This is a genomic window from Roseobacter cerffii, assembly GCF_054226325.1.
The window spans coordinates 268,135-285,744 of the sequence record NZ_CM135757.1; the positions used below are offsets into that span (position 1 = coordinate 268,135).

General features: G+C 62.1%; 17 protein-coding genes. 12 read left to right on the forward strand and 5 right to left on the reverse strand.

The window, feature by feature from the left end:
* The first annotated feature begins 19 nt into the window (after nucleotides 1–19).
* The 7 genes from ACVC7O_RS01320 to ACVC7O_RS01350 all read left to right on the forward strand — a co-directional run bounded on the left by ACVC7O_RS01320 (nucleotide 20) and on the right by ACVC7O_RS01350 (nucleotide 6,989).
* Nucleotides 20–514: a (2Fe-2S)-binding protein gene (locus ACVC7O_RS01320; protein ID WP_458324308.1), complete on the forward strand. Its 495-nt coding sequence runs from the start codon at nucleotides 20–22 to the stop codon at nucleotides 512–514.
* A complete protein-coding gene (locus ACVC7O_RS01325; RefSeq protein WP_458324309.1) occupies nucleotides 511–2,940 on the forward strand; it encodes an aerobic carbon-monoxide dehydrogenase large subunit in 2,430 nt (809 codons plus the stop codon). Before ACVC7O_RS01320 ends, ACVC7O_RS01325 begins: the two co-directional genes overlap by 4 nt.
* Nucleotides 2,941–2,985: 45 nt before the next feature.
* On the forward strand, nucleotides 2,986–3,861 hold the full coding sequence (locus tag ACVC7O_RS01330; protein WP_458324310.1) for an AAA family ATPase: 876 nt from the start codon (nucleotides 2,986–2,988) through the stop codon (nucleotides 3,859–3,861).
* Nucleotides 3,858–5,036: a vWA domain-containing protein gene (locus tag ACVC7O_RS01335; protein WP_458324311.1), complete on the forward strand. Its 1,179-nt coding sequence runs from the start codon at nucleotides 3,858–3,860 to the stop codon at nucleotides 5,034–5,036. The genes ACVC7O_RS01330 and ACVC7O_RS01335 overlap by 4 nt, the downstream gene beginning before the upstream one ends.
* Complete coding sequence (locus ACVC7O_RS01340) at nucleotides 5,033–5,821, forward strand: XdhC family protein (protein ID WP_458324312.1); 789 nt, start codon at nucleotides 5,033–5,035, stop codon at nucleotides 5,819–5,821. Before ACVC7O_RS01335 ends, ACVC7O_RS01340 begins: the two co-directional genes overlap by 4 nt.
* Nucleotides 5,814–6,422, forward strand: a complete 609-nt coding sequence (locus tag ACVC7O_RS01345) for a nucleotidyltransferase family protein (RefSeq protein ID WP_458324313.1) — start codon at nucleotides 5,814–5,816, stop codon at nucleotides 6,420–6,422. The genes ACVC7O_RS01340 and ACVC7O_RS01345 overlap by 8 nt, the downstream gene beginning before the upstream one ends.
* A 111-nt stretch (nucleotides 6,423–6,533) precedes the next feature.
* Nucleotides 6,534–6,989: a CoxG family protein gene (locus ACVC7O_RS01350; RefSeq protein WP_458324314.1), complete on the forward strand. Its 456-nt coding sequence runs from the start codon at nucleotides 6,534–6,536 to the stop codon at nucleotides 6,987–6,989.
* A 35-nt stretch (nucleotides 6,990–7,024) separates the two neighbouring features.
* On the opposite strand, the gene ACVC7O_RS01355 is transcribed toward ACVC7O_RS01350, so the two are convergent.
* The 5 genes from ACVC7O_RS01355 to ACVC7O_RS01375 all read right to left on the reverse strand — a co-directional run bounded on the left by ACVC7O_RS01355 (nucleotide 7,025) and on the right by ACVC7O_RS01375 (nucleotide 13,648).
* Complete coding sequence (locus tag ACVC7O_RS01355) at nucleotides 7,025–9,232, reverse strand: TRAP transporter permease (protein ID WP_458324315.1); 2,208 nt, start codon at nucleotides 9,230–9,232, stop codon at nucleotides 7,025–7,027.
* A gap of 91 nt (nucleotides 9,233–9,323) precedes the next feature.
* A complete protein-coding gene (locus ACVC7O_RS01360) occupies nucleotides 9,324–10,304 on the reverse strand; it encodes a TAXI family TRAP transporter solute-binding subunit (RefSeq protein ID WP_458324316.1) in 981 nt (326 codons plus the stop codon).
* Between the two features lie 293 nt (nucleotides 10,305–10,597).
* Entirely contained in the window at nucleotides 10,598–11,323 is a 726-nt protein-coding gene (locus tag ACVC7O_RS01365) for a hypothetical protein (RefSeq protein ID WP_458324317.1), read from the reverse strand.
* Nucleotides 11,320–12,612 (reverse strand): hypothetical protein, encoded by a 1,293-nt coding sequence (locus ACVC7O_RS01370; protein WP_458324318.1) that lies wholly within the window; start codon nucleotides 12,610–12,612, stop codon nucleotides 11,320–11,322. Before ACVC7O_RS01370 ends, ACVC7O_RS01365 begins: the two co-directional genes overlap by 4 nt.
* Nucleotides 12,613–12,988: 376 nt before the next feature.
* Nucleotides 12,989–13,648, reverse strand: coding sequence for a class I SAM-dependent methyltransferase (locus tag ACVC7O_RS01375; RefSeq protein WP_458324319.1), 660 nt, complete (start codon nucleotides 13,646–13,648; stop codon nucleotides 12,989–12,991).
* 228 nt (nucleotides 13,649–13,876) lie between these two features.
* Here ACVC7O_RS01375 and ACVC7O_RS01380 point away from each other — a divergent pair, with 228 nt between their 5' ends.
* Genes ACVC7O_RS01380 through ACVC7O_RS01400 form a run of 5 tightly spaced genes read left to right on the forward strand, consistent with a single transcriptional unit; the run spans nucleotide 13,877 to nucleotide 17,366 of the window.
* Complete coding sequence (locus ACVC7O_RS01380) at nucleotides 13,877–14,263, forward strand: Fur family transcriptional regulator (protein WP_458324320.1); 387 nt, start codon at nucleotides 13,877–13,879, stop codon at nucleotides 14,261–14,263.
* 34 nt (nucleotides 14,264–14,297) lie between these two features.
* Nucleotides 14,298–14,912 carry a zinc uptake protein ZrgA gene (gene zrgA, locus ACVC7O_RS01385; protein WP_458324321.1) on the forward strand — a complete coding sequence of 205 codons (615 nt, stop codon included), beginning with the start codon at nucleotides 14,298–14,300 and terminating at the stop codon, nucleotides 14,910–14,912.
* A 2-nt stretch (nucleotides 14,913–14,914) separates the two neighbouring features.
* A complete protein-coding gene (locus ACVC7O_RS01390) occupies nucleotides 14,915–15,616 on the forward strand; it encodes an ABC transporter ATP-binding protein (protein WP_458324322.1) in 702 nt (233 codons plus the stop codon).
* Nucleotides 15,613–16,863, forward strand: coding sequence for an ABC transporter permease (locus tag ACVC7O_RS01395; protein ID WP_458324323.1), 1,251 nt, complete (start codon nucleotides 15,613–15,615; stop codon nucleotides 16,861–16,863). The genes ACVC7O_RS01390 and ACVC7O_RS01395 overlap by 4 nt, the downstream gene beginning before the upstream one ends.
* Entirely contained in the window at nucleotides 16,860–17,366 is a 507-nt protein-coding gene (locus ACVC7O_RS01400) for a DUF3299 domain-containing protein (protein ID WP_458324324.1), read from the forward strand. The genes ACVC7O_RS01395 and ACVC7O_RS01400 overlap by 4 nt, the downstream gene beginning before the upstream one ends.
* The last annotated feature ends 244 nt before the right edge of the window (nucleotides 17,367–17,610 follow it).

A 17,610-nucleotide genomic window follows, 5' to 3' on the forward strand; every position in this document is an offset into this window, starting at 1 on the left:
CAGGGCAGAGGAGAATTTCATGTCGAAGAAAATGCACATCAAGCTGAACGTGAACGGCAAGGACGAGGAGTTCCTCGCCGAGCCGCGCGAGCTTTTGATCTATACGCTGCGCGAGCGGCTCAACATCACCGGGCCGCATATCGGCTGCGAGACCTCGCACTGTGGGGCCTGCACCGTGACGCTGAACGGCAAGTCGGTAAAGGCCTGCACCATGTTTGTGGCGCAAGCCGATGGTGCCGAGGTGACCACCATCGAAGGCATCGGCGGGCCGGATGATCTGCATCCGCTGCAGACGGCGTTCAAGGAGCATCACGGGCTGCAATGCGGCTATTGCACGCCGGGGATGATCACGCGGGCGACGAAGCTGCTGGAAGAGAACCCGAACCCCACTGAGGAAGAGATCCGCTTTGGTATGGCGGGCAATATCTGTCGCTGCACCGGGTATCAGAACATCGTGAAGAGCATTCAGGCGGCTGCGGCTGAGATGAATGCAGCCAAGGAGGCGGCGGAATGAAGGACGAAGTGGAAAACCGCGAGGATCGCGTCGCCAACCTGAAGGGCATGGGCTGTTCGCGCAAGCGGGTCGAGGACGCGCGCTTTACCCAAGGCAAGGGCAACTACGTCGATGACATCAAGCTCGATGGCATGATCTTCGGTGATTTCGTGCGCTCGCCCTACGCGCATGCGCGGATCACCAGCATCGACACCGAAGCTGCGCTTGAAGTGCCTGGCGTATTGGCGGTGCTGACGGCGAAGGATCTGGAGCCGCTGGGCCTGCATTGGATGCCGACACTGGCGGGCGACAAGCAGATGGTGCTGGCAGACGGCAAGGTGCTGTTCCAGGGCCAGGAGGTCGCCTTTGTGGTGGCCGAGGATCGTTATGCCGCCGCCGATGGGATCGAGGCGGTCGAGGTCGAGTATGAAGAACTGCCTGTGATCGTCGACCCGTTCGAGGCGCTGAAATCCGACGTTGTCTTGCGCGAGGATCTGGTGGCCGAAGATGGGTCCTTGCCGGACGGCGCGCATGGGCCGCGCAAGCACGCCAACCACATCTTCACCTGGGAGGCTGGAGACAAGGCGCCGACCGAGGAGGTCATCGCCAATGCCGACGTCGTGGCCGAGGAGAGTATGTACTACCACCGCACGCACCCCTGCCCGCTGGAGACCTGCGGCTGTGTGGCGTCGATGGACAAGGTCAATGGCAAGCTGACGCTTTGGGGGACCTTCCAGGCGCCCCATGCGATCCGCACGGTGGTGTCGCTGATATCCGGGATCGAAGAGCACAACATCCGCGTGATCAGCCCCGACATCGGGGGTGGTTTTGGCAACAAGGTCGGTGCCTATCCGGGCTATGTCTGCTCGGTTGTGGCGTCCATCGTGACCGGAAAGCCGGTGAAGTGGATCGAAGACCGGATGGACAACCTGATGACCACCGCCTTCGCCCGCGACTATTGGATGAAGGGTCGGATTTCGGCGACCAAGGAGGGCAAGATCACCGGGCTGCACTGTCAGGTGACAGCCGATCACGGCGGGTTTGACGCCTGCGCCGATCCAACGAAGTTCCCTGCTGGATTCATGAACATCTGTACGGGGTCTTATGACATTCCGACGGCATACCTTGAGGTGGACGGCGTCTATACCAACAAGGCACCGGGTGGCGTGAGCTATCGCTGTTCCTTCCGTGTGACCGAGGCGGTCTATTTCATCGAACGCATGATCGAGGTGCTGGCCATCGAGCTCGACATGGACGCCGCCGAGCTGCGCCGGATCAACTTCATCAAGAAAGAGCAGTTCCCCTATACTGCAGCGCTCGGCTGGGAGTACGATAGTGGCGACTATCACACCGCCTGGGACAAGGCGCTGAAGACGGTGGATTATGAGGGGCTGCGCGCCGAACAGGCGCAGCGGATCGAGGATTTCAAGGCGGGCAAGACGCGCACGTTGATGGGCATCGGCCTCAGCTTCTTCACCGAGATCGTAGGCGCCGGGCCAGTCAAGAACTGTGACATCCTCGGCCTTGGGATGTTCGACAGCTGCGAGATCCGCATCCACCCCACCGGCTCGGCGATTGCACGGCTCGGGACGATCTCTCAGGGCCAAGGCCACGCGACGACCTTCGCGCAGATCCTAGCGTCTGAAATCGGTCTGCCCGCCGACAGCATCACCATCGAGGAAGGCGATACGGATACGGCACCGTATGGTTTGGGAACCTATGGCTCGCGGTCTACGCCCGTCGCTGGCGCTGCGACAGCGATGGCCGGTCGCAAGATCCGGGCCAAGGCGCAGATGATCGCGGCCTACCTGCTCGAAGTGCACGATGATGACGTGGAATTCGATGTGGACCGCTTTGTTGTGAAAGGTGCGCCAGAGCGGTTCAAGACGATGAAAGAGATCGCTTTCGCCGCCTACAATCAGGCCATTCCGGGGATCGAGCCGGGGCTGGAGGCGGTGAGCTACTATGACCCGCCCAATATGACCTATCCGTTCGGGGCCTATGTCTGCGTGATGGACATCGACGTGGATACCGGCGTGCCCGAAATCCGGCGCTTCTATGCGCTCGATGATTGCGGTACGCGGATCAACCCGATGATCATCGAAGGGCAGGTGCATGGCGGTCTGACCGAAGCGCTGGCCGTTGCTCTGGGGCAGGAGATTGCCTATGACGACATGGGCAACTGCAAGACGGGCACGCTGATGGACTTCTTCCTGCCGACCGCGTGGGAAGTGCCGAACTACGAGACCGACTATACCGTGACGCCCAGCCCGCATCACCCGATCGGGGCCAAGGGTGTGGGCGAAAGCCCGCATGTGGGCGGTGTGCCGTGCTTCTCCAACGCAGTGCAGGATGCGTTCCGCGCCTTCGGTCTGCGCCACACCAACATGCCGCACGACCATTGGCGGATCTGGAAAACCGCCAATGAGCTTGGGCTGCATGGCTGATCCCTCAGCGAGGGCGGGGATCATCCCCGCCCCATGGAGACACCGATGAACTGGACTGAGCTACAGGCCGCCCTCAGTGGCGAGGGATATGTCGCCTCAGACGATCTGGCGGTGGCGCTGCATCTGGCGCTGACCCTGGGGCGCCCGCTGCTGCTCGAAGGGGCTGCGGGCGTAGGCAAGACCGAGGTCGCGCGTACGCTTGCGGCGGTGCGCGACACGCGGCTGATCCGGTTGCAATGCTACGAAGGGCTTGATGCGGCGCAGGCGATCTATGAGTGGAACTACCAGCGGCAACTTCTGACGATCCGGGCGGCGGCGGAAGATGGCGAGACCGGCGCCGCGGTCGAAGCGCGCATCTTTTCCCGCGACTTCCTGCTGGAGCGTCCGCTGCTAGCGGCCATCACGCAAGAGCTTCCGCCGGTTCTGCTGATCGATGAAATCGACCGCGCCGATGAGGAATTCGAGGCCTATCTGCTCGAGGTTCTGTCGGACTATCAGGTCTCGATCCCCGAGTTGGGGACGATCACCGCCACCAGTCGGCCGATTGTGATCCTGACCTCGAATGGCACCCGCGATTTGTCGGACGCGCTGCGCCGCCGCTGTCTGTATACCTATGTCAGCTATCCGGACCGCACAACCGAGCTTGCGATCCTCAAGGCCCGGTGTCCGGAGGTCGAGGCGCATCTGGCCGATCAAATCATCGGGTTTGTCCAGACGCTGCGCGAAGAAGAGCTCGAGAAGACGCCGGGCATTGCCGAGACGCTGGACTTTGCCGCAGCCCTCATGGGGCTTGGTATCGCCGATCTCACGTCGGACCCGGCGGTGCTGCAATCGACGCTCACCACGTTGCTCAAAACCCAGAGCGATCAGGCGCAGATCACGCCCGAGGTGGCGAGCCGGATCGCGGGGCGTGCCGCATGAGCCGGGTGACCCGCTTTGCCGCCCGAGACCCGGGGCCTGCGGCGCGGGTGGCCGGGTTCGTGGCGCACCTGCGGGAGAACGGCCTGCGCCTTGGGGTGGCCGAAGCGGATGTGGCGCTGAGCGCCTTGACCCACGTGACCGCCGCGCGCCCGGACGACTGTCGCCGGGCGCTGCGAGCGGTCTGCACCGGGTGCAAGGAGGAAGCGGAGCGCTTTGACGATCTTTTCGACAGCTTCTGGCTGGATGCGGGCCGCGTCAAACAGCGGGTGATCCCGAAAGCCTCCAGCATCAGTGAGGATGTGCATTCGTCGCGTGATGGCAGCGGGTCTGAGGCCAGTAGCAGCGGGTCGGCCACGGCCCCTGACGGTGGGCAGGGCGAGGCGGACAGTGATGGCACGGGAAAGCTGATCGCGACCGAATTGCGCAATCTGTCGCGCAAGGATCTGCGCGATATGGTGCGGCCGGAGGAGATTGCCGAGGCTGAAGCGGTGGCGCGGCGCCTTGGGGCGGCGTTGCGCGACCGACGCTCGCGCCGCCGGATCGCGGCGCGCCGGGGTGACCGTCTGCATTTTCGCAAGACGATCCGCCACAGCCTGGCCACTGGCGGAGAGCCTCTGCGCCTCTTGCGCAAACGGCGCCCTGATCGCAGCCGCAAGATCGTTGCCCTATGCGACGTCTCGGGGTCCATGGGGGTATATGCACAGGTGTTCCTGGCTTTCCTCGCCGGGCTGATGCGGGCAGATCCGGCGGCGGATGCTTACCTCTTCCATACCCGCCTCGTGCGGATCACCGAAGCGCTGCGCGACAAGGATGCGATGCGGGCCATTGGGCGGATGTCGCTGATGGCCGACGGGTTCGGCGGAGGCTCGAAGATCGGGCCGTCGCTGGCGCGCTTCTCCGAGACCTATGCCAAGCGTTTCGTCGACGGGCGCAGTGTGGTGATGATCCTGTCGGATGGCTATGATACGGCGCCGCCAGAGAGGATCGCCGTGGCCCTCGCGACGCTCAAGAAGCGCGGCTGCACGGTGATCTGGCTCAACCCGCTGAAGGGGTGGCGGGACTATGCGCCTGTGGCGGGCGGCATGGCGGCGGCCTTGCCGCATGTGGACCTCTTCAAAGCGGCCAACACGCTGGCGGATCTGGCGGCGCTTGAACAGGAGCTCGGCGCGCTATGACCCCGGCGGAGATGCTTGACCCGGATCTGGCGGACGCGGCGGAAACGCTGCGCACACGGCAGGAGCCCTTTGCCTTCGCGACCATCGTGCGCACGGCAGGCTCCACCGCTGCGAAGCCCGGCGCCAAGGCGCTTCTGAGCGCAGATGGCACGATCCTCCAGGGGTGGTTGGGTGGTGGCTGCACCCGGGGCGCGGTCAAACGGGCGGCGTTGCAGGCGCTGAAGGATGGCACGCCCCAGCTCGTCTCGGTGGCGCCGGAGGACCTGCTCGCTGAGAAGGGCGTGGTGGCGGGCGAGGAGGTCGACGGCATGCGTTTTGCGCGCAATGGCTGCCCGTCGCGCGGCACCGTGGATATCTTCATCGAGCCCTGCCTGCCGATGCCCGAGCTGGTCGTCCTGGGCACATCCCCCGTGGCGCAGGCCCTGAGTGCGCTGGCGCCCCAGTTTCATTGGCGCGTATCGGCGACCACACCGGGATTGGCAGATGAGACGCAACATCAGAAACGTGTGCTGGTCATCGCCACGCAGGGGCAGGGTGATCTGGATGCGCTGAAGGCAGCGCTGTCGGCATCCTTCGACTATGCCGCTTTTGTCGGAAGTGCCCGCAAGTTCGCAAGCCTTGCGCAGAAGCTCGAGGAGGCCGGTTTCGACCGTGCGGTGATCGATGCGGTCAAAGCGCCTGCCGGGCTCGACCTCGGTGCGGTCACGCCCGAGGAGATCGCGCTCTCCATCCTTGCGGAGCTGGTCCAGGTGCGACGTCGGGACATGGGGCATCGGGATGGCTGAGGTCGTCACAATTCTGCTCGCTGCAGGCCTCTCGCGCCGGATGGGTGCCCGGAACAAGCTGCTGCTGCCCATCGGCGATGCGCCGATGATCACCCAGGTGGTGAGAACCTATGAGGCGGCGACCGGCGGGCCGATCATCGTCGTGACGGGGCATGAGGCCGATAAGGTGGCGCTGGCGCTGCACGGGACGCGGGCGACACCGCTGTTCAACCCGTCTTATGCAGATGGGCAGATGACCTCCGTTGTCTGCGGCTTGCGCGCGGCGGGACAGGCAGATCTTTTGCTCATCGGCCTGGGGGATCAGCCGCACCTGCAACCGGAGGACCTTGAGACGCTTTTGGCGGCCCATCGGACGGGTGATCCGACCAAGATTTCGATCCCGCAGCGCGGTGAGGACCGCGGCAACCCGATTGTGGTGCCGGGTTCCTTGCGCGCCCGGTTGCTCGCTGACCCCAAATCACCCGGCTGCAAGACCTTCACTCGGGCGCACCCAGACGAGGTTCAGTTTCACGCCCTGCCTGCGCGGGGGTTCTACGCGGATGTCGACACGCCGGAAGACTATGCGGCCCTGTCGGATGCACCGCAGGGCGCCCCGGTATGAGCAGGCTGAGGCGCGCGTTCGCACGGTTGCGGCGGACATGGGCGCTGACGCCTGAGCAGGCGGAGCAGCTTGCGATGATCAAATTCCCCTGTTGCTGAAGAAGGAAAAGCCATGGAACTTTCAGACGAAATCATCATCAATGCACCGAAGGACCGTGTCTATGCGGCGTTGAATGATCCCGACGTTCTGCAGCAGTGCATCCCGGGATGTGAGGAGCTCATCAAGCATTCTGAGACGGAGCTAGAGGCCAAGGTGGTGCTGAAGGTTGGTCCGGTCAAGGCGCGGTTCAGCGGAGATGTCCAGCTAGATACCGCTGGCGCGCCGGATGCGTTTTCGCTCACGGGGCAAGGCAATGGCGGTGCGGCGGGGCACGCGAAGGGCGGCGCCGATGTGACGCTGACCGACGGGCCGGATGGCACGACGGTGCTGCGCTATGATGCGAAGGCGGACATCGGCGGAAAGCTGGCGCAGCTTGGCAGCCGGCTGATCCAGAGCACCGCGAAAAAGCTAGCGGCGAAGTTCTTCAAATCCTTCGCCGAGGTCGTCAACGAGGATGTCACTGCGTAGCCAGCGGCGGTTTGTGCCCCGCAGAGGATCTTGTCTCACTCTGCGGGTTCAGGCTCAGCCGGGCGCAAGCGAGCCCAGAAGAAGAGGCCTGCTGCGATGGCTGCGCCGATCAGGTCGGTGAGCAGGCTGCCCGCGATCATGCAAAGGGCCGCCACCAGCAGGATGGTTCGGATCACGATCCCGGCTGCGCGGCCGGCCCACCAGCCCTGGACGCCCGAGGACAGCAGGAAGACGCCAAGGATGGCTGTGACCGCTGCCTGGATGATTTGCAGCCAGGTGCCGTCCATCAGGATGGCGGAGTGATAGAAGAACATGAAGGGCACGATGAAGGCCGCGATGCCGACCTTGAAGGAGGTCACCGAAGTGGCCATGGGATTCGCGCCGGAGATGCCCGCCGCCGCATAGCTCGCGAGCGCGACGGGCGGTGTGATTGCCGAGACCACCGCGAAGTAGAAGACAAAGAAATGTGCGGTCAGGGCCGGGATGCCCAGCTGGACGAGCCCGGGTGCGACGACGGAGGCGGCCACCGCATAGGCGGCGGTGGTGGGCATGCCCATGCCGAGCAAAATCGCGATGCACATGGCGAAGAAGAGTGCCAGAAGCTGGTTCGCGTCGGCGATGCTGAGCAGCACCGAGGAGAAGCGCGCGCCGACCCCGGTGAGCGAGATGACCCCGACGATGATCCCCGCACAAGCACAGACCGCGATGATCTGCACTGACATCGTGCCTGCCAGTTCGAAGGCCTTGGCGATGGACCGGGGGCCCATGCGGAAAGGCGTGAGCCAGGAGACGACGGCGGCAGCGGCAGTGGCCAGCGTGCCTGCGCGGATCACCGAATACCCCATGAAGAGCGCGCCGATCAGGATCAGGATCGGCAGGAACAGGAAGGCCTTGCGCGCCATATCGGCGAGCTTTGGTAGCTCGTCCTCGCGCATGCCGCGCATGCCGAGCTTGGCCGCTTCGAAATCCACCATGAAGTAGACGGATACGAAATAGAGCACGGCGGGAATGATCGCCGCGATGGCGATGTCAGTGTAGGGGATGCCGGTGATCTCGGCCATGATGAAGGCGCCCGCGCCCATGATCGGGGGCATGATCTGGCCGCCGGTGCTGGCGGCTGCTTCGACGGCACCGGCGGTCTTGGGCTTGTAGCCCACGCGTTTCATCAGCGGGATGGTCAGTGACCCGGTGGCCACCACGTTGCCCGCGCTGGTGCCGTTGATCATGCCCATGAGACCGGAGGCGAAGATCGCCACCTTGGCCGGGCCGCCACGGGCGCGACCGGCGGCAGCGAAAGCGAAATTGACGAAGTATTCGCCCACTTTGGACGCCTGCAGGAAGGCGGCGAAGATGATGAAGAGAATGATATAGGTCGAGGAAACCGCCGTGGTGGGGCCCAATATTCCGGCGTCGGTGTAGACCTGGCTGAAGAAGCGGGCCCACTCGATGTTGGGCGCATTGAGGAAGCCCGGCAGCATGTCACCGACAAACACATAGACCAGGAAGATCGCGGCAATGACCACGAGTGCGAGCCCGGCCACGCGGCGCGTGAGCTCCATGATCAGCGCGGTGCCTGCCACGGCGGCGAGGCTGATGCCAATCGGCGCGAAGGGCGTGCCGGTGGCGTTGCGCATGAGTGTGCCGTAGATGGTGATGAGATAAGCGGCGACGGCGATGGCGCAAACCGAAAGCAAGAGGTCGGCTGGCACCACGGCGGCGCGGTCCCGCGGGCGCAGCCAGCCAATCAGAATGCCGATGGTCGTGGCCACGATGAGCGGCACGCCATATTGCCAGATTTCAGCTGACCGGATGCCCGGATCAACCCCGTTCCATTGCACACCTCCCCCGATGTCCGAGGCAAAACGCAGGGCCGTGATCAGCGCGAAGAGCGCGGGCAGCATCGCAGCCCAGGCCAGCCAGTCCAGCGGGTGCCGCGTTGGGCCCTGCCGGAAGGGGCGGGCGCTGTAGAGCAGAAAGCCGAGGATCAAGGCGCCCGCGATGTGCACGATGCGGAAGTTCCAGGTTTCCATCGGGAAGACCGGGAGGCCGGGAATATCAACGCCCGTCCACTCGCGGATCGACCAGCCGTTCAGCACCGCCATGTGGAAGATAGCGTAAACGCCTGCGAAGACGGCGATGACGAACTTGAGATTGCCGGAGAAGACGCTCCGGTTCTTCTCAACCAGTTCTTCATCTACGCCGGCCGTGTCGAGGGGGTCATTGCTTTGAGGATCTGACGTCATGAGGTGGGCCGCCGCAGTCTGAGGAATTCTTTGGATCGCACACCGCTTGGCGTGCGAAAGGGGCTCCGCAGGTCATGCGGAGCCCGTTGGATCAGCCGCCGTGGATCTGGTCAGCTGGGATATCGGCGCCTGCGTTCTCCTGGAACCAGCGCGCAGCACCCGGGTGCCATGCGATCACGCCGCCGTTCTTGTCCCAGTTCTCGGGAACTGTGGAGCGGGCCGCGCGGTGGATGTTCACCATGCGGTCATTGTCCGACATGATGATATCGACCACCGCATGCACGAAGCTTTCCGGCAGATCGCAGTTGGCGATGGCGAAATTCCACATCGACACCGACCGGGCGTCTTCCGTCAGCGTGGTATATGTGTCTGCCGAGATGCTGAAATTGGCCACCGGGAAGGAGTCCATGATGGTGCTTTGTTCGTCCTCGGTGAACTCGATGATGTTCACATCGGTCTGCACTTCAAGCTGGCTGACCGCTGGCACGGGCACGCCTGCTGCAAAGGCGATCACGTCGATCAGCCCGTCCTGCAATTGCCCGCCAAGGTCAGACCATGAGCCGTTGCGCCGCTCGAAATCGACGCCGAGTGTTTCCATCATGCGCGGGAAATAGGTGTCGGAGGTCGAGCCCGCCGGGCCGAAGCCGATGCGCGCACCTGCCGGGATCTCGGCGACCGACGTGATGCCCGAGGATGACAGGGCGGTCACGGAGAAGGGGGTCTGGTACATCGGGAACATCGCGCAGGCGTTGGTCATCTGCAGACCGGGCGCGATGGGGCTTTCGCCCGCGATGGCTTCCGCTGCCGGGCCCATTGTGGTCATGCCGAACTGCGTGTCGCCGGTATGCACGAGCGCCATGTTCTGACCCGGACCACCGGTCACCTCGCCACCGCCGGTCAGGCCGAGCTCTTCCGCCACGAGGTTTGCCCAGCCGGAGCCATAGGCAAAGTAGGTTCCGCCTTGAGAGGCGGTTGCGACGGTGAAGCTGTCAGGCCAGCCTGTGCGGTCTTCTTCGGCAAAGGCCGCGGTCGAGATGAGTAAGCTCGCAAGCGCGAAAGCTGAGTGTTTCATTGATTTTCCTCCAATGTTGGTGCCGACCTTGCCTGATCGGGTATCTTCAACAAAGTGTGAGATGTGCGGAAACGTCGCAATCTCAAGGCAAAAACCCCGCGATGACGCCGATTTGACCCCAGATACACCCACAAGTTGTCGGTCTAAGGCATTAGATGGCGCATTTCCGGAATCGCAAGCCCTGAAGTGCCCTTTCGGCGGTTCTTTTCGCGGTGTCCGGCTGAAGACCGGCGGCCAAGGACCTCTTGTATTCGTCCGCTCTGGCAACAGCGCGCTCCTGTGCAGACCTTCTCTCAGTCCTCTGTCTCATTCGCCTCCAGCAGCGCGCGAAGCTCTCCCTCGTAGAGATAGTCGAAGAAGACCTGCTCGAGGCCGAAGTCTGTTACGAACTCTTCCAAAGCCTCGGCCGATGGGCGGGAGGTGTCGAGAGACAAGGCGCGCTCGACGATCCGAGGACAATCGGCCTCGGGCACATGCAGAATGCTTTGCAGGAAAATCGGCAAGAAGTGCTCTGGCTCTTCAGCGTTCCAGACCAGAAGCTCGTTCTCCTCAAAGACGCTGGTCATCAGGATGTCGATTAGAGGTTTCCAAGTTGCTGCATGGACAACCTCATAGTTACCTTCGACATAGTTCTCATGCCGAAAGAGATAGGCGATGTGATCCGTCAGGAAGAGGTGGAAGCACACCTTGTAGTCGGGGAATATCTGCTGAAGCTGACGCAGTTTATAGGTGTACTGGAGCCCTTCGCCGACGCAGTTCAGCGGGGCCCCCGGGTAGATCATGCGCGGGCGCGAGATGAACAGATTGCGCCCGGCCGCCTGTTCCTTGAAGGCAAGGAGCGGGATCGCCTTGCCATCGACAGCATTCCGCAGATCATCTCGGTAGGTTTCGGCTGAAATATAGAAGGCGCTGGTGTTCTCATCGTTCAGCGTCTGCTCTTTGAAGAGTTGCTCGAACAGCTCTTCCAACACGCCATCAACGCCGACGTGAACGTGCAGTTCCGGGCGGTTGGCGGTCACTGGGCGAACCCCAGCGCCTGGGCTGCCGTCTTGCAGGCGGCGTAGATTTCGAACTCCTTTGCCCAGAAGTCTTTGAGATTACTCTTACCATGGGCGCTGGTCAGCCCGGTCTTTGGATCAGACAGATTTCGATCAGAGCTCTTCGGGAGGGGCAGCCCAAGGATATCGGTGATCCTTTCCAGCTGGGGCGCTACATGGTTCGTCTCGCAACAAATCAGAATGTTTTGGGACTGAAGTTCGTAGTCTACCGCCTGGGGTGAGTGCAGAAAATGGGCGTAGTTGTGTTTGAGATGGAAAATCGAAGACATCGCAAACCGTGCGGCGGATTTCAGGCGCTCGTCCTTGGAGCACAGAGCCTCGGCGAGCGCGTCGGGTGTGTCGAAGAAGGAAAACGCAACGGCCTCACCTGTGCTCCAATTGACATCGTAGTCCGGACGGCCTTGCCGCATCCGGGCCAGAAACCCGGCGACAAAGCGCTCCTCGGGATTCCGAAAGAAAAAAGCGAGCTTCCGGTCGCGCCCGAATTTCTTGATGGTGCTGATCAATGTGTCACCATAGCTGCTGGGGTAGACGTCTTTGGCACGGTCTGCATGCTGTTCGGCAAGTGTCTTGAGGAAGGTACCACCGGTTTTGCTGATGTGCAGAAGAACCTTCTTGGGCCCGGGCGCCGTCTTTGATCGAGACTTGGATACCCCTTCCGATATCGTCTTTTGCTTTTCGGCCTCCCGGCTTTCGAGAAACGAGGCGCCTAGGGAGGCCCAAATCTTCTCGATGTCCGCTTGATAGCGGGTGTGCAGCTCTTCTCGTTGGGTTTGGGAAAAGACCGCCGTTTCAGGTGCGCTGCCCAACCGAGAGAGGCTGTTAAAATCGCCTTGGTCCAACAGTGTCGAGACCACATCATCCTCGCCGGGGCGGACATTTTGCGCGCGCCGATTAAGCTTGGTATCGCCCCAAACAGGCCAATCTGTCGATAGTCGCAGGAAGCGCTTGGGATTGTCGCGGAGGTGAGCAAACTCCCGAACAATGATTTGGGCCTCTGGAAACACGGAACGGATATCATCGATCACGTCGGCCCAACCGCGCGAGCTTTGGCAAAGCGCGTCCAACTTTTTTGCTGTCGGAAAAGTCATGCCGCTGCGGCACAGGCTGAAGAGAATTGCGGATGTCCAGAACCCCCCGAACTCGCGGATGGACAGCATGACGACGTCCGGTTGGAAGACCGCCTCAAGACGGCGCAGGTTTTTGGCAACGTTGGGATAAAGCGTTTCAGTCTCGATATTGTGCTCCATGGTCCCGAGCAGGTTTTCCTCGCTGATCAGCAGCTTGCCATCCGGATGCGCAGCGGTCTGTTCAAGCTTCTCTGATACGCTCTTTGGAACAGGTGCCGCGCGGCTCTCAGGGGGACATAGGACCTCGATGTTCTCAGCCCGCAGCACGCTGACGTTGTCCTGCAGAAACCGCTGAAGAGACGTCGTACCCGTTCGGTGTGCCCCAACATGTAAAACGGATCTGATCATTCTGTGGTCTGCCTTGTGCGTGGAGCTTTCTTTTTACAAGGCGGCATGAAAAGCGAAAGCGCCATCGCTCGGAATACTGCGGGGTGTAGTGTTTCGGCACCCTCGCAAGCCGGTGAGTCACTTGTTGACCATGAGGCCTTGATTGCTGCTAGACGCTCATGCGTTTTCGTTGCTCGGGCGTGGCCTGGCGATCAACAGCCTCGGCCCGTTTGATGGCCCATTGGCCGTATTGATCGATGTGGATCAGATCAAATCCGGCGTCTTTGCTGAACTGCCGGACAGCAAAGTACACGTCCGAAATCTTTCCATTCGCATTGACCCACATGTCGTCACCCATGATCACCCCGTCAGGAAGAAGGCATCGGCTGATCGCGTTCAGGTCGGTCATGACGGACGCGTAGCTGTGGTTTGCGTCGAGATAGACCCAGCTCAGGAATGGACTGTCGTGCTTCGCAAGCCAGTCTGTTCCAAAGTCCTCGACGACGACGCACTTGGAGTCAGCTGTTTCCGCCCGAGCAAGGGTGGCCTCCTTCGCGATATGGGTGCTCAGAGCAACCTGCGCCGTGTAGGTGCCCCAGTTTGGAAAATGAGTGCCATGCAGTTTTGACCAAGGATCCACCAGGTAGATGCATTGTGACGGGATCTCTTCTGCCAGGATGTCGGAAAACAGCCCGGTGAAGACCCCAATCTCTGCTCCGATGGCCTGTTTCGGCGCGTGCCGAAGAACCGCTTTACGCGCCTCCAGGCGGTGGTCACCATTTTGCTCCAGCATCTTCAGTTCGGGGTATTTGCTGTAGAGAGACTGCATAAAGGTCTGCCATCAAAGTCCAGGTGGCATCGGGTTAGACCGCTCTGTCGCCTTTGCATAGGGCTTTGTTGTCGCTGGGTGCTCGTGCCATTTCTCCCCGGCTGCTCATCCCATGTCATCTTCTTCGACGGAGTGAGAGTATGCCGGATTTGGCCGATGGAAAACTTCTCGCTTGAAGCGTGTTATTTTATAAAATAACAAAAATGTGCTAGTCCCGAAAGGCACCCTATGCGCAAACAGGCGGCAACCCGACAGTCGGATATCCTGACGGTGCTCAGGGCGTCGGACACGCCCATGACTGCCTATCAGATATTGGAAGCGTTGCAGCAGGACGAGCCAGATATCGCGCCGCCGACCGTCTACCGCGCGCTTGCTGCCTTGACAGAGCAGGGCCGCGCCCATCGGCTGGAATCTCTGAAGTCCTTCGTGCCCTGCCGCTGTGACCATGCGCCGAGCCTTGCGGTGCTCACGATTTGTGAAAGCTGCGGCGTCGTGCAGGAGCACGATGGCGGCCCGTTGTTGCCGCAACTCACGTCGCTGATCGCGGCCACCAACTTCAAACCGGCGCGGCACATTTTCGAGCTGCGCGGGCAGTGTGGTACCTGTGCCGCCTGAGCGCTATCTACCCAATCCATCAAAGAGGTCAGACATGAAATACGGTTTCCCTATTCTTCTCGTCCTTTCGGCTGCGCCCGCGCTGGCCGACGACACGCGCCAGCTTGGCGCGCATGAACATGGCGTTGGCCAGTTGAACATGGCCATCGAGGGCACGACAGTTGCGCTGGAGTTGCATGCGCCCGGTGCGGACATCGTTGGCTTTGAATATGAAGCGACCAGCGCTGAGGATCGGGCCGCGGTCGACGCGGCGGTTGCCACGCTTGCGCGCCCCTTGGAGCTGTTTGTCTTCCCGACGGCGGCGGAGTGCAGCGTGACGGAGGCCAGCGCCAAGCTCGAGATCGACGAGGCGCATGGCGATCATGGACATGACGACCACGGCCATGACGATCACGCACACAAGCAGGACGACCATGCGCATGATCACGATCATGAGGCCCACGCGGAAGAGGCGGGCCACAGCGAATTCCATGCCGAATACACGCTGAATTGTGCCAATCCCGACGCGCTCTCCGGGATCAGCTTTGCCTATTTCGATACATTCGAAAACGCGCAGAAGCTGGAGATGCAGATCGTGTCAGAGGCCGGTGCACAGGCCCTCGACGTGACGCGCGCCGCACCAGAGCTCAACTTGCGCGGCATGTTCTGAGCGTGGCCTCGCCCGCTGCCATGCTCGCGCTTCGGGGTGTGCGTTTTCGCTGGAAAGCGCGCGCAGGGTTCTCTCTGTCCATCTCGGAGCTCGATATCCTGGCGGGCGAGACGGTCCTGCTTCTAGGCGAAAGCGGGTCTGGCAAATCGACCTTGCTGTCGCTGATCTGTGGAACGGTTCTGGCGGATACTGGGCAGGTTGCTGTTGCCGGACAGGACATCGCAGCGTTGTCCGGCAGCGCCCGGGACCGCTTTCGCGTCGAACAGATCGGGATGATCTTTCAGCAGTTCAACCTGTTGCCGTTCGGCTCGGTGCTGGACAATATCCTTCTGCCGATCCGGTTTGCGCCCGAAAGACGCAAGCGGGTGGGAAATGGCAAGGCCGAAGCCGTTGCCCTGTGTGAGGCGCTTGGGCTGCCACCGGGCATCACCAACGCGAAAGCGGCGACGCTGAGCGTCGGCCAGCAGCAGCGTGTGGCCGTGGCGCGTGCGCTCATTGGGCGACCGCCAATCGTGATCGCGGATGAGCCGACATCGGCGCTGGACGCGGGCAGTCAATCGGCCTTTCTCGATCTGCTGTTCGCGCAGGTTCAGGCGCATGGCACGACCCTGCTGATGGTCAGCCATGACCCGCGGCTGGCCGACCGGTTCGACCGGGTGCTGCGGATGGAAGACATTGCGCAGATCGAGCGGCAGGCGGCATGATCCTGCGGCTGGCCATCGGCTCGCTCGGGGCGCGGGCGTTGACGGTGAGCATGACCGTTTTGGCCATCGCGCTCTCGGTGGTTTTGTTTCTCGGGGTCGAAAAAGTCCGCACGGGCGCGAAGGCAAGCTTCGCCGATACGATCTCGGGCACGGATCTGATCATCGGGGCGCGCTCGGGCTCGGTGCAGCTTTTGCTTTATTCCGTTTTCCGCATCGGGAACGCGACGAACAACATCACCTGGGAAAGCTATCAGGACATCGCTGCCCAACCGCAGGTGGACTGGATTGTGCCGATCTCGCTGGGGGACAGTCATCGACAGTTCCGCGTGATGGGCACAAGTGACGCGTTTTTTGACCGGTACAAGTACCGTGGCGGGCGGTCTCTTCAGGTCCGGGAAGGTGCGCTGATTGGTGATCTCTTCGATGCGGTGATCGGAGCCGATGTGGCGGCGACGCTGAATTATGGCGTTGACGACCCGATTGTGGTGGCCCATGGCATCGCGTCCTTCACCGAGCACAAGGACCAGCCGTTCCGAGTGTCGGGCGTCCTGGAAAAGACCGGCACGCCGGTGGACCGGACGGTGATCGTAAGCATGGAAGCGATTGAGGCGATCCACGTGGATTGGCGCAATGGCGCGCAGATCCCCGGCCAATCAACCCCCGTCGCAGTGATCCGGGAGATGGACCTCACGCCAAAGGCGGTGACCGCGGCACTTGTAGGGGTGAGCAGCCCGCTACAGACCTTCTCGCTGCAGCGGGCGATCAACACCTACCCCGATGAGCCCCTTCTGGCGGTGTTGCCCGGCGTGGCGCTGCAGGAGCTGTGGGCCATTGTGGGGGTCGCAGAGACCGCGCTGCTCGGTGTTTCGGCCATGGTCGTGGTTACCGCGCTGATCGGCATGATGGCGACGATCTTTTCCAGCCTGAACGAGAGGCGGCGCGAGATGGCGATTTTGCGCGCGATGGGGGCACGACCGCTGACCATCGTGGGGCTTCTGGTGCTGGAAGCGGCGCTGACGGCGGCGGTGGGCGCGATCCTTGGGCTGGGTCTGCTCTATGTCGGTCTGAGCGTGATGCAACCGATCATCGACAGCGCCTATGGCCTCTGGTTGCCCATCGAGGCGCCATCGCTGCGCGAGGGTCTGGTGCTGGTCGGCGTTGTGAGCGCTGGCGCACTTGTGAGCCTCGTGCCAGCGCTCCGGGCCTATCGCCTGTCGCTGGCAGATGGTATGATGGTGCGGACATGAGCCGAGTGACCCGCAGACATCTGATTGCCACCGGGCTGGCCGGTACGGCGTTGCCCGTCCCTGTGTGGGCTGCAACGCCGCGCGAGACCAGCTGGGATGATCTTATCCCTCCAGGCGTGCCCTATGCCGAGATCATCGGCGAGGGTGCGATGGACGTGATCAACGACACCTGGAACCCGATCTACGACGCGAACGCGACCAAGCTGAACGAGGCGCTCAATGGCGCTTACATCAGGATGCCGGGCTATATCATCCCGATGGAATTTGGCGCCGAGGGGGTCAGCGCCTTTCTTCTGGTGCCCTATGTGGGGGCCTGCATTCACGTGCCGCCGCCACCGCCCAACCAGCTTGTCTTCGTGAACACCGAAACCCCTTGGCCGAGCAACCAGCTGTGGGATGCCGTCTGGGTCACCGGGACAATGCGGACGCACCTGCAGGCCACCGACATCGCCGATACGGGCTATGCCCTCGCTGCGTCGGACATCGAGCTTTTCACCTGGTAGGCCATGTTCCGGTGGCTTGTGTCTTGACTCGATTCGTCGGTGGCGTGCGCGCGCGAAGGCCCGTTTGAGCGGCGAAAACACCCTGCATCACCCTGTCCTGACACCCGCATGAACGTTAGGTGAAAGCGCCGTTAAGGCGGAATGAATTTACCATTAAAATCAGTATCTTGGTTGATAAACTGGGCGCCCCCTCTCATCTTTCAGACATAGCCGCCGCCGACCTTCAGGTCAATCGTGGCGGTCG

Bases quoted from the DNA above. Each gene is read 5' to 3' on its own strand.
- ACVC7O_RS01320 (WP_458324308.1), top strand. From the start codon at position 20: ATGTCGAAGAAAATGCACATCAAGCTGAACGTGAACGGCAAGGACGAG.
- ACVC7O_RS01325 (WP_458324309.1), top strand. From the start codon at position 511: ATGAAGGACGAAGTGGAAAACCGCGAGGATCGCGTCGCCAACCTGAAG.
- ACVC7O_RS01330 (WP_458324310.1), top strand. From the start codon at position 2,986: ATGAACTGGACTGAGCTACAGGCCGCCCTCAGTGGCGAGGGATATGTC.
- ACVC7O_RS01335 (WP_458324311.1), top strand. From the start codon at position 3,858: ATGAGCCGGGTGACCCGCTTTGCCGCCCGAGACCCGGGGCCTGCGGCG.
- ACVC7O_RS01340 (WP_458324312.1), top strand. From the start codon at position 5,033: ATGACCCCGGCGGAGATGCTTGACCCGGATCTGGCGGACGCGGCGGAA.
- ACVC7O_RS01345 (WP_458324313.1), top strand. From the start codon at position 5,814: ATGGCTGAGGTCGTCACAATTCTGCTCGCTGCAGGCCTCTCGCGCCGG.
- ACVC7O_RS01350 (WP_458324314.1), top strand. From the start codon at position 6,534: ATGGAACTTTCAGACGAAATCATCATCAATGCACCGAAGGACCGTGTC.
- ACVC7O_RS01355 (WP_458324315.1), bottom strand. From the start codon at position 9,232: ATGACGTCAGATCCTCAAAGCAATGACCCCCTCGACACGGCCGGCGTA.
- ACVC7O_RS01360 (WP_458324316.1), bottom strand. From the start codon at position 10,304: ATGAAACACTCAGCTTTCGCGCTTGCGAGCTTACTCATCTCGACCGCG.
- ACVC7O_RS01370 (WP_458324318.1), bottom strand. From the start codon at position 12,612: ATGGAGCACAATATCGAGACTGAAACGCTTTATCCCAACGTTGCCAAA.
- ACVC7O_RS01375 (WP_458324319.1), bottom strand. From the start codon at position 13,648: ATGCAGTCTCTCTACAGCAAATACCCCGAACTGAAGATGCTGGAGCAA.
- ACVC7O_RS01380 (WP_458324320.1), top strand. From the start codon at position 13,877: ATGCGCAAACAGGCGGCAACCCGACAGTCGGATATCCTGACGGTGCTC.
- zrgA (WP_458324321.1), top strand. From the start codon at position 14,298: ATGAAATACGGTTTCCCTATTCTTCTCGTCCTTTCGGCTGCGCCCGCG.
- ACVC7O_RS01395 (WP_458324323.1), top strand. From the start codon at position 15,613: ATGATCCTGCGGCTGGCCATCGGCTCGCTCGGGGCGCGGGCGTTGACG.
- ACVC7O_RS01400 (WP_458324324.1), top strand. From the start codon at position 16,860: ATGAGCCGAGTGACCCGCAGACATCTGATTGCCACCGGGCTGGCCGGT.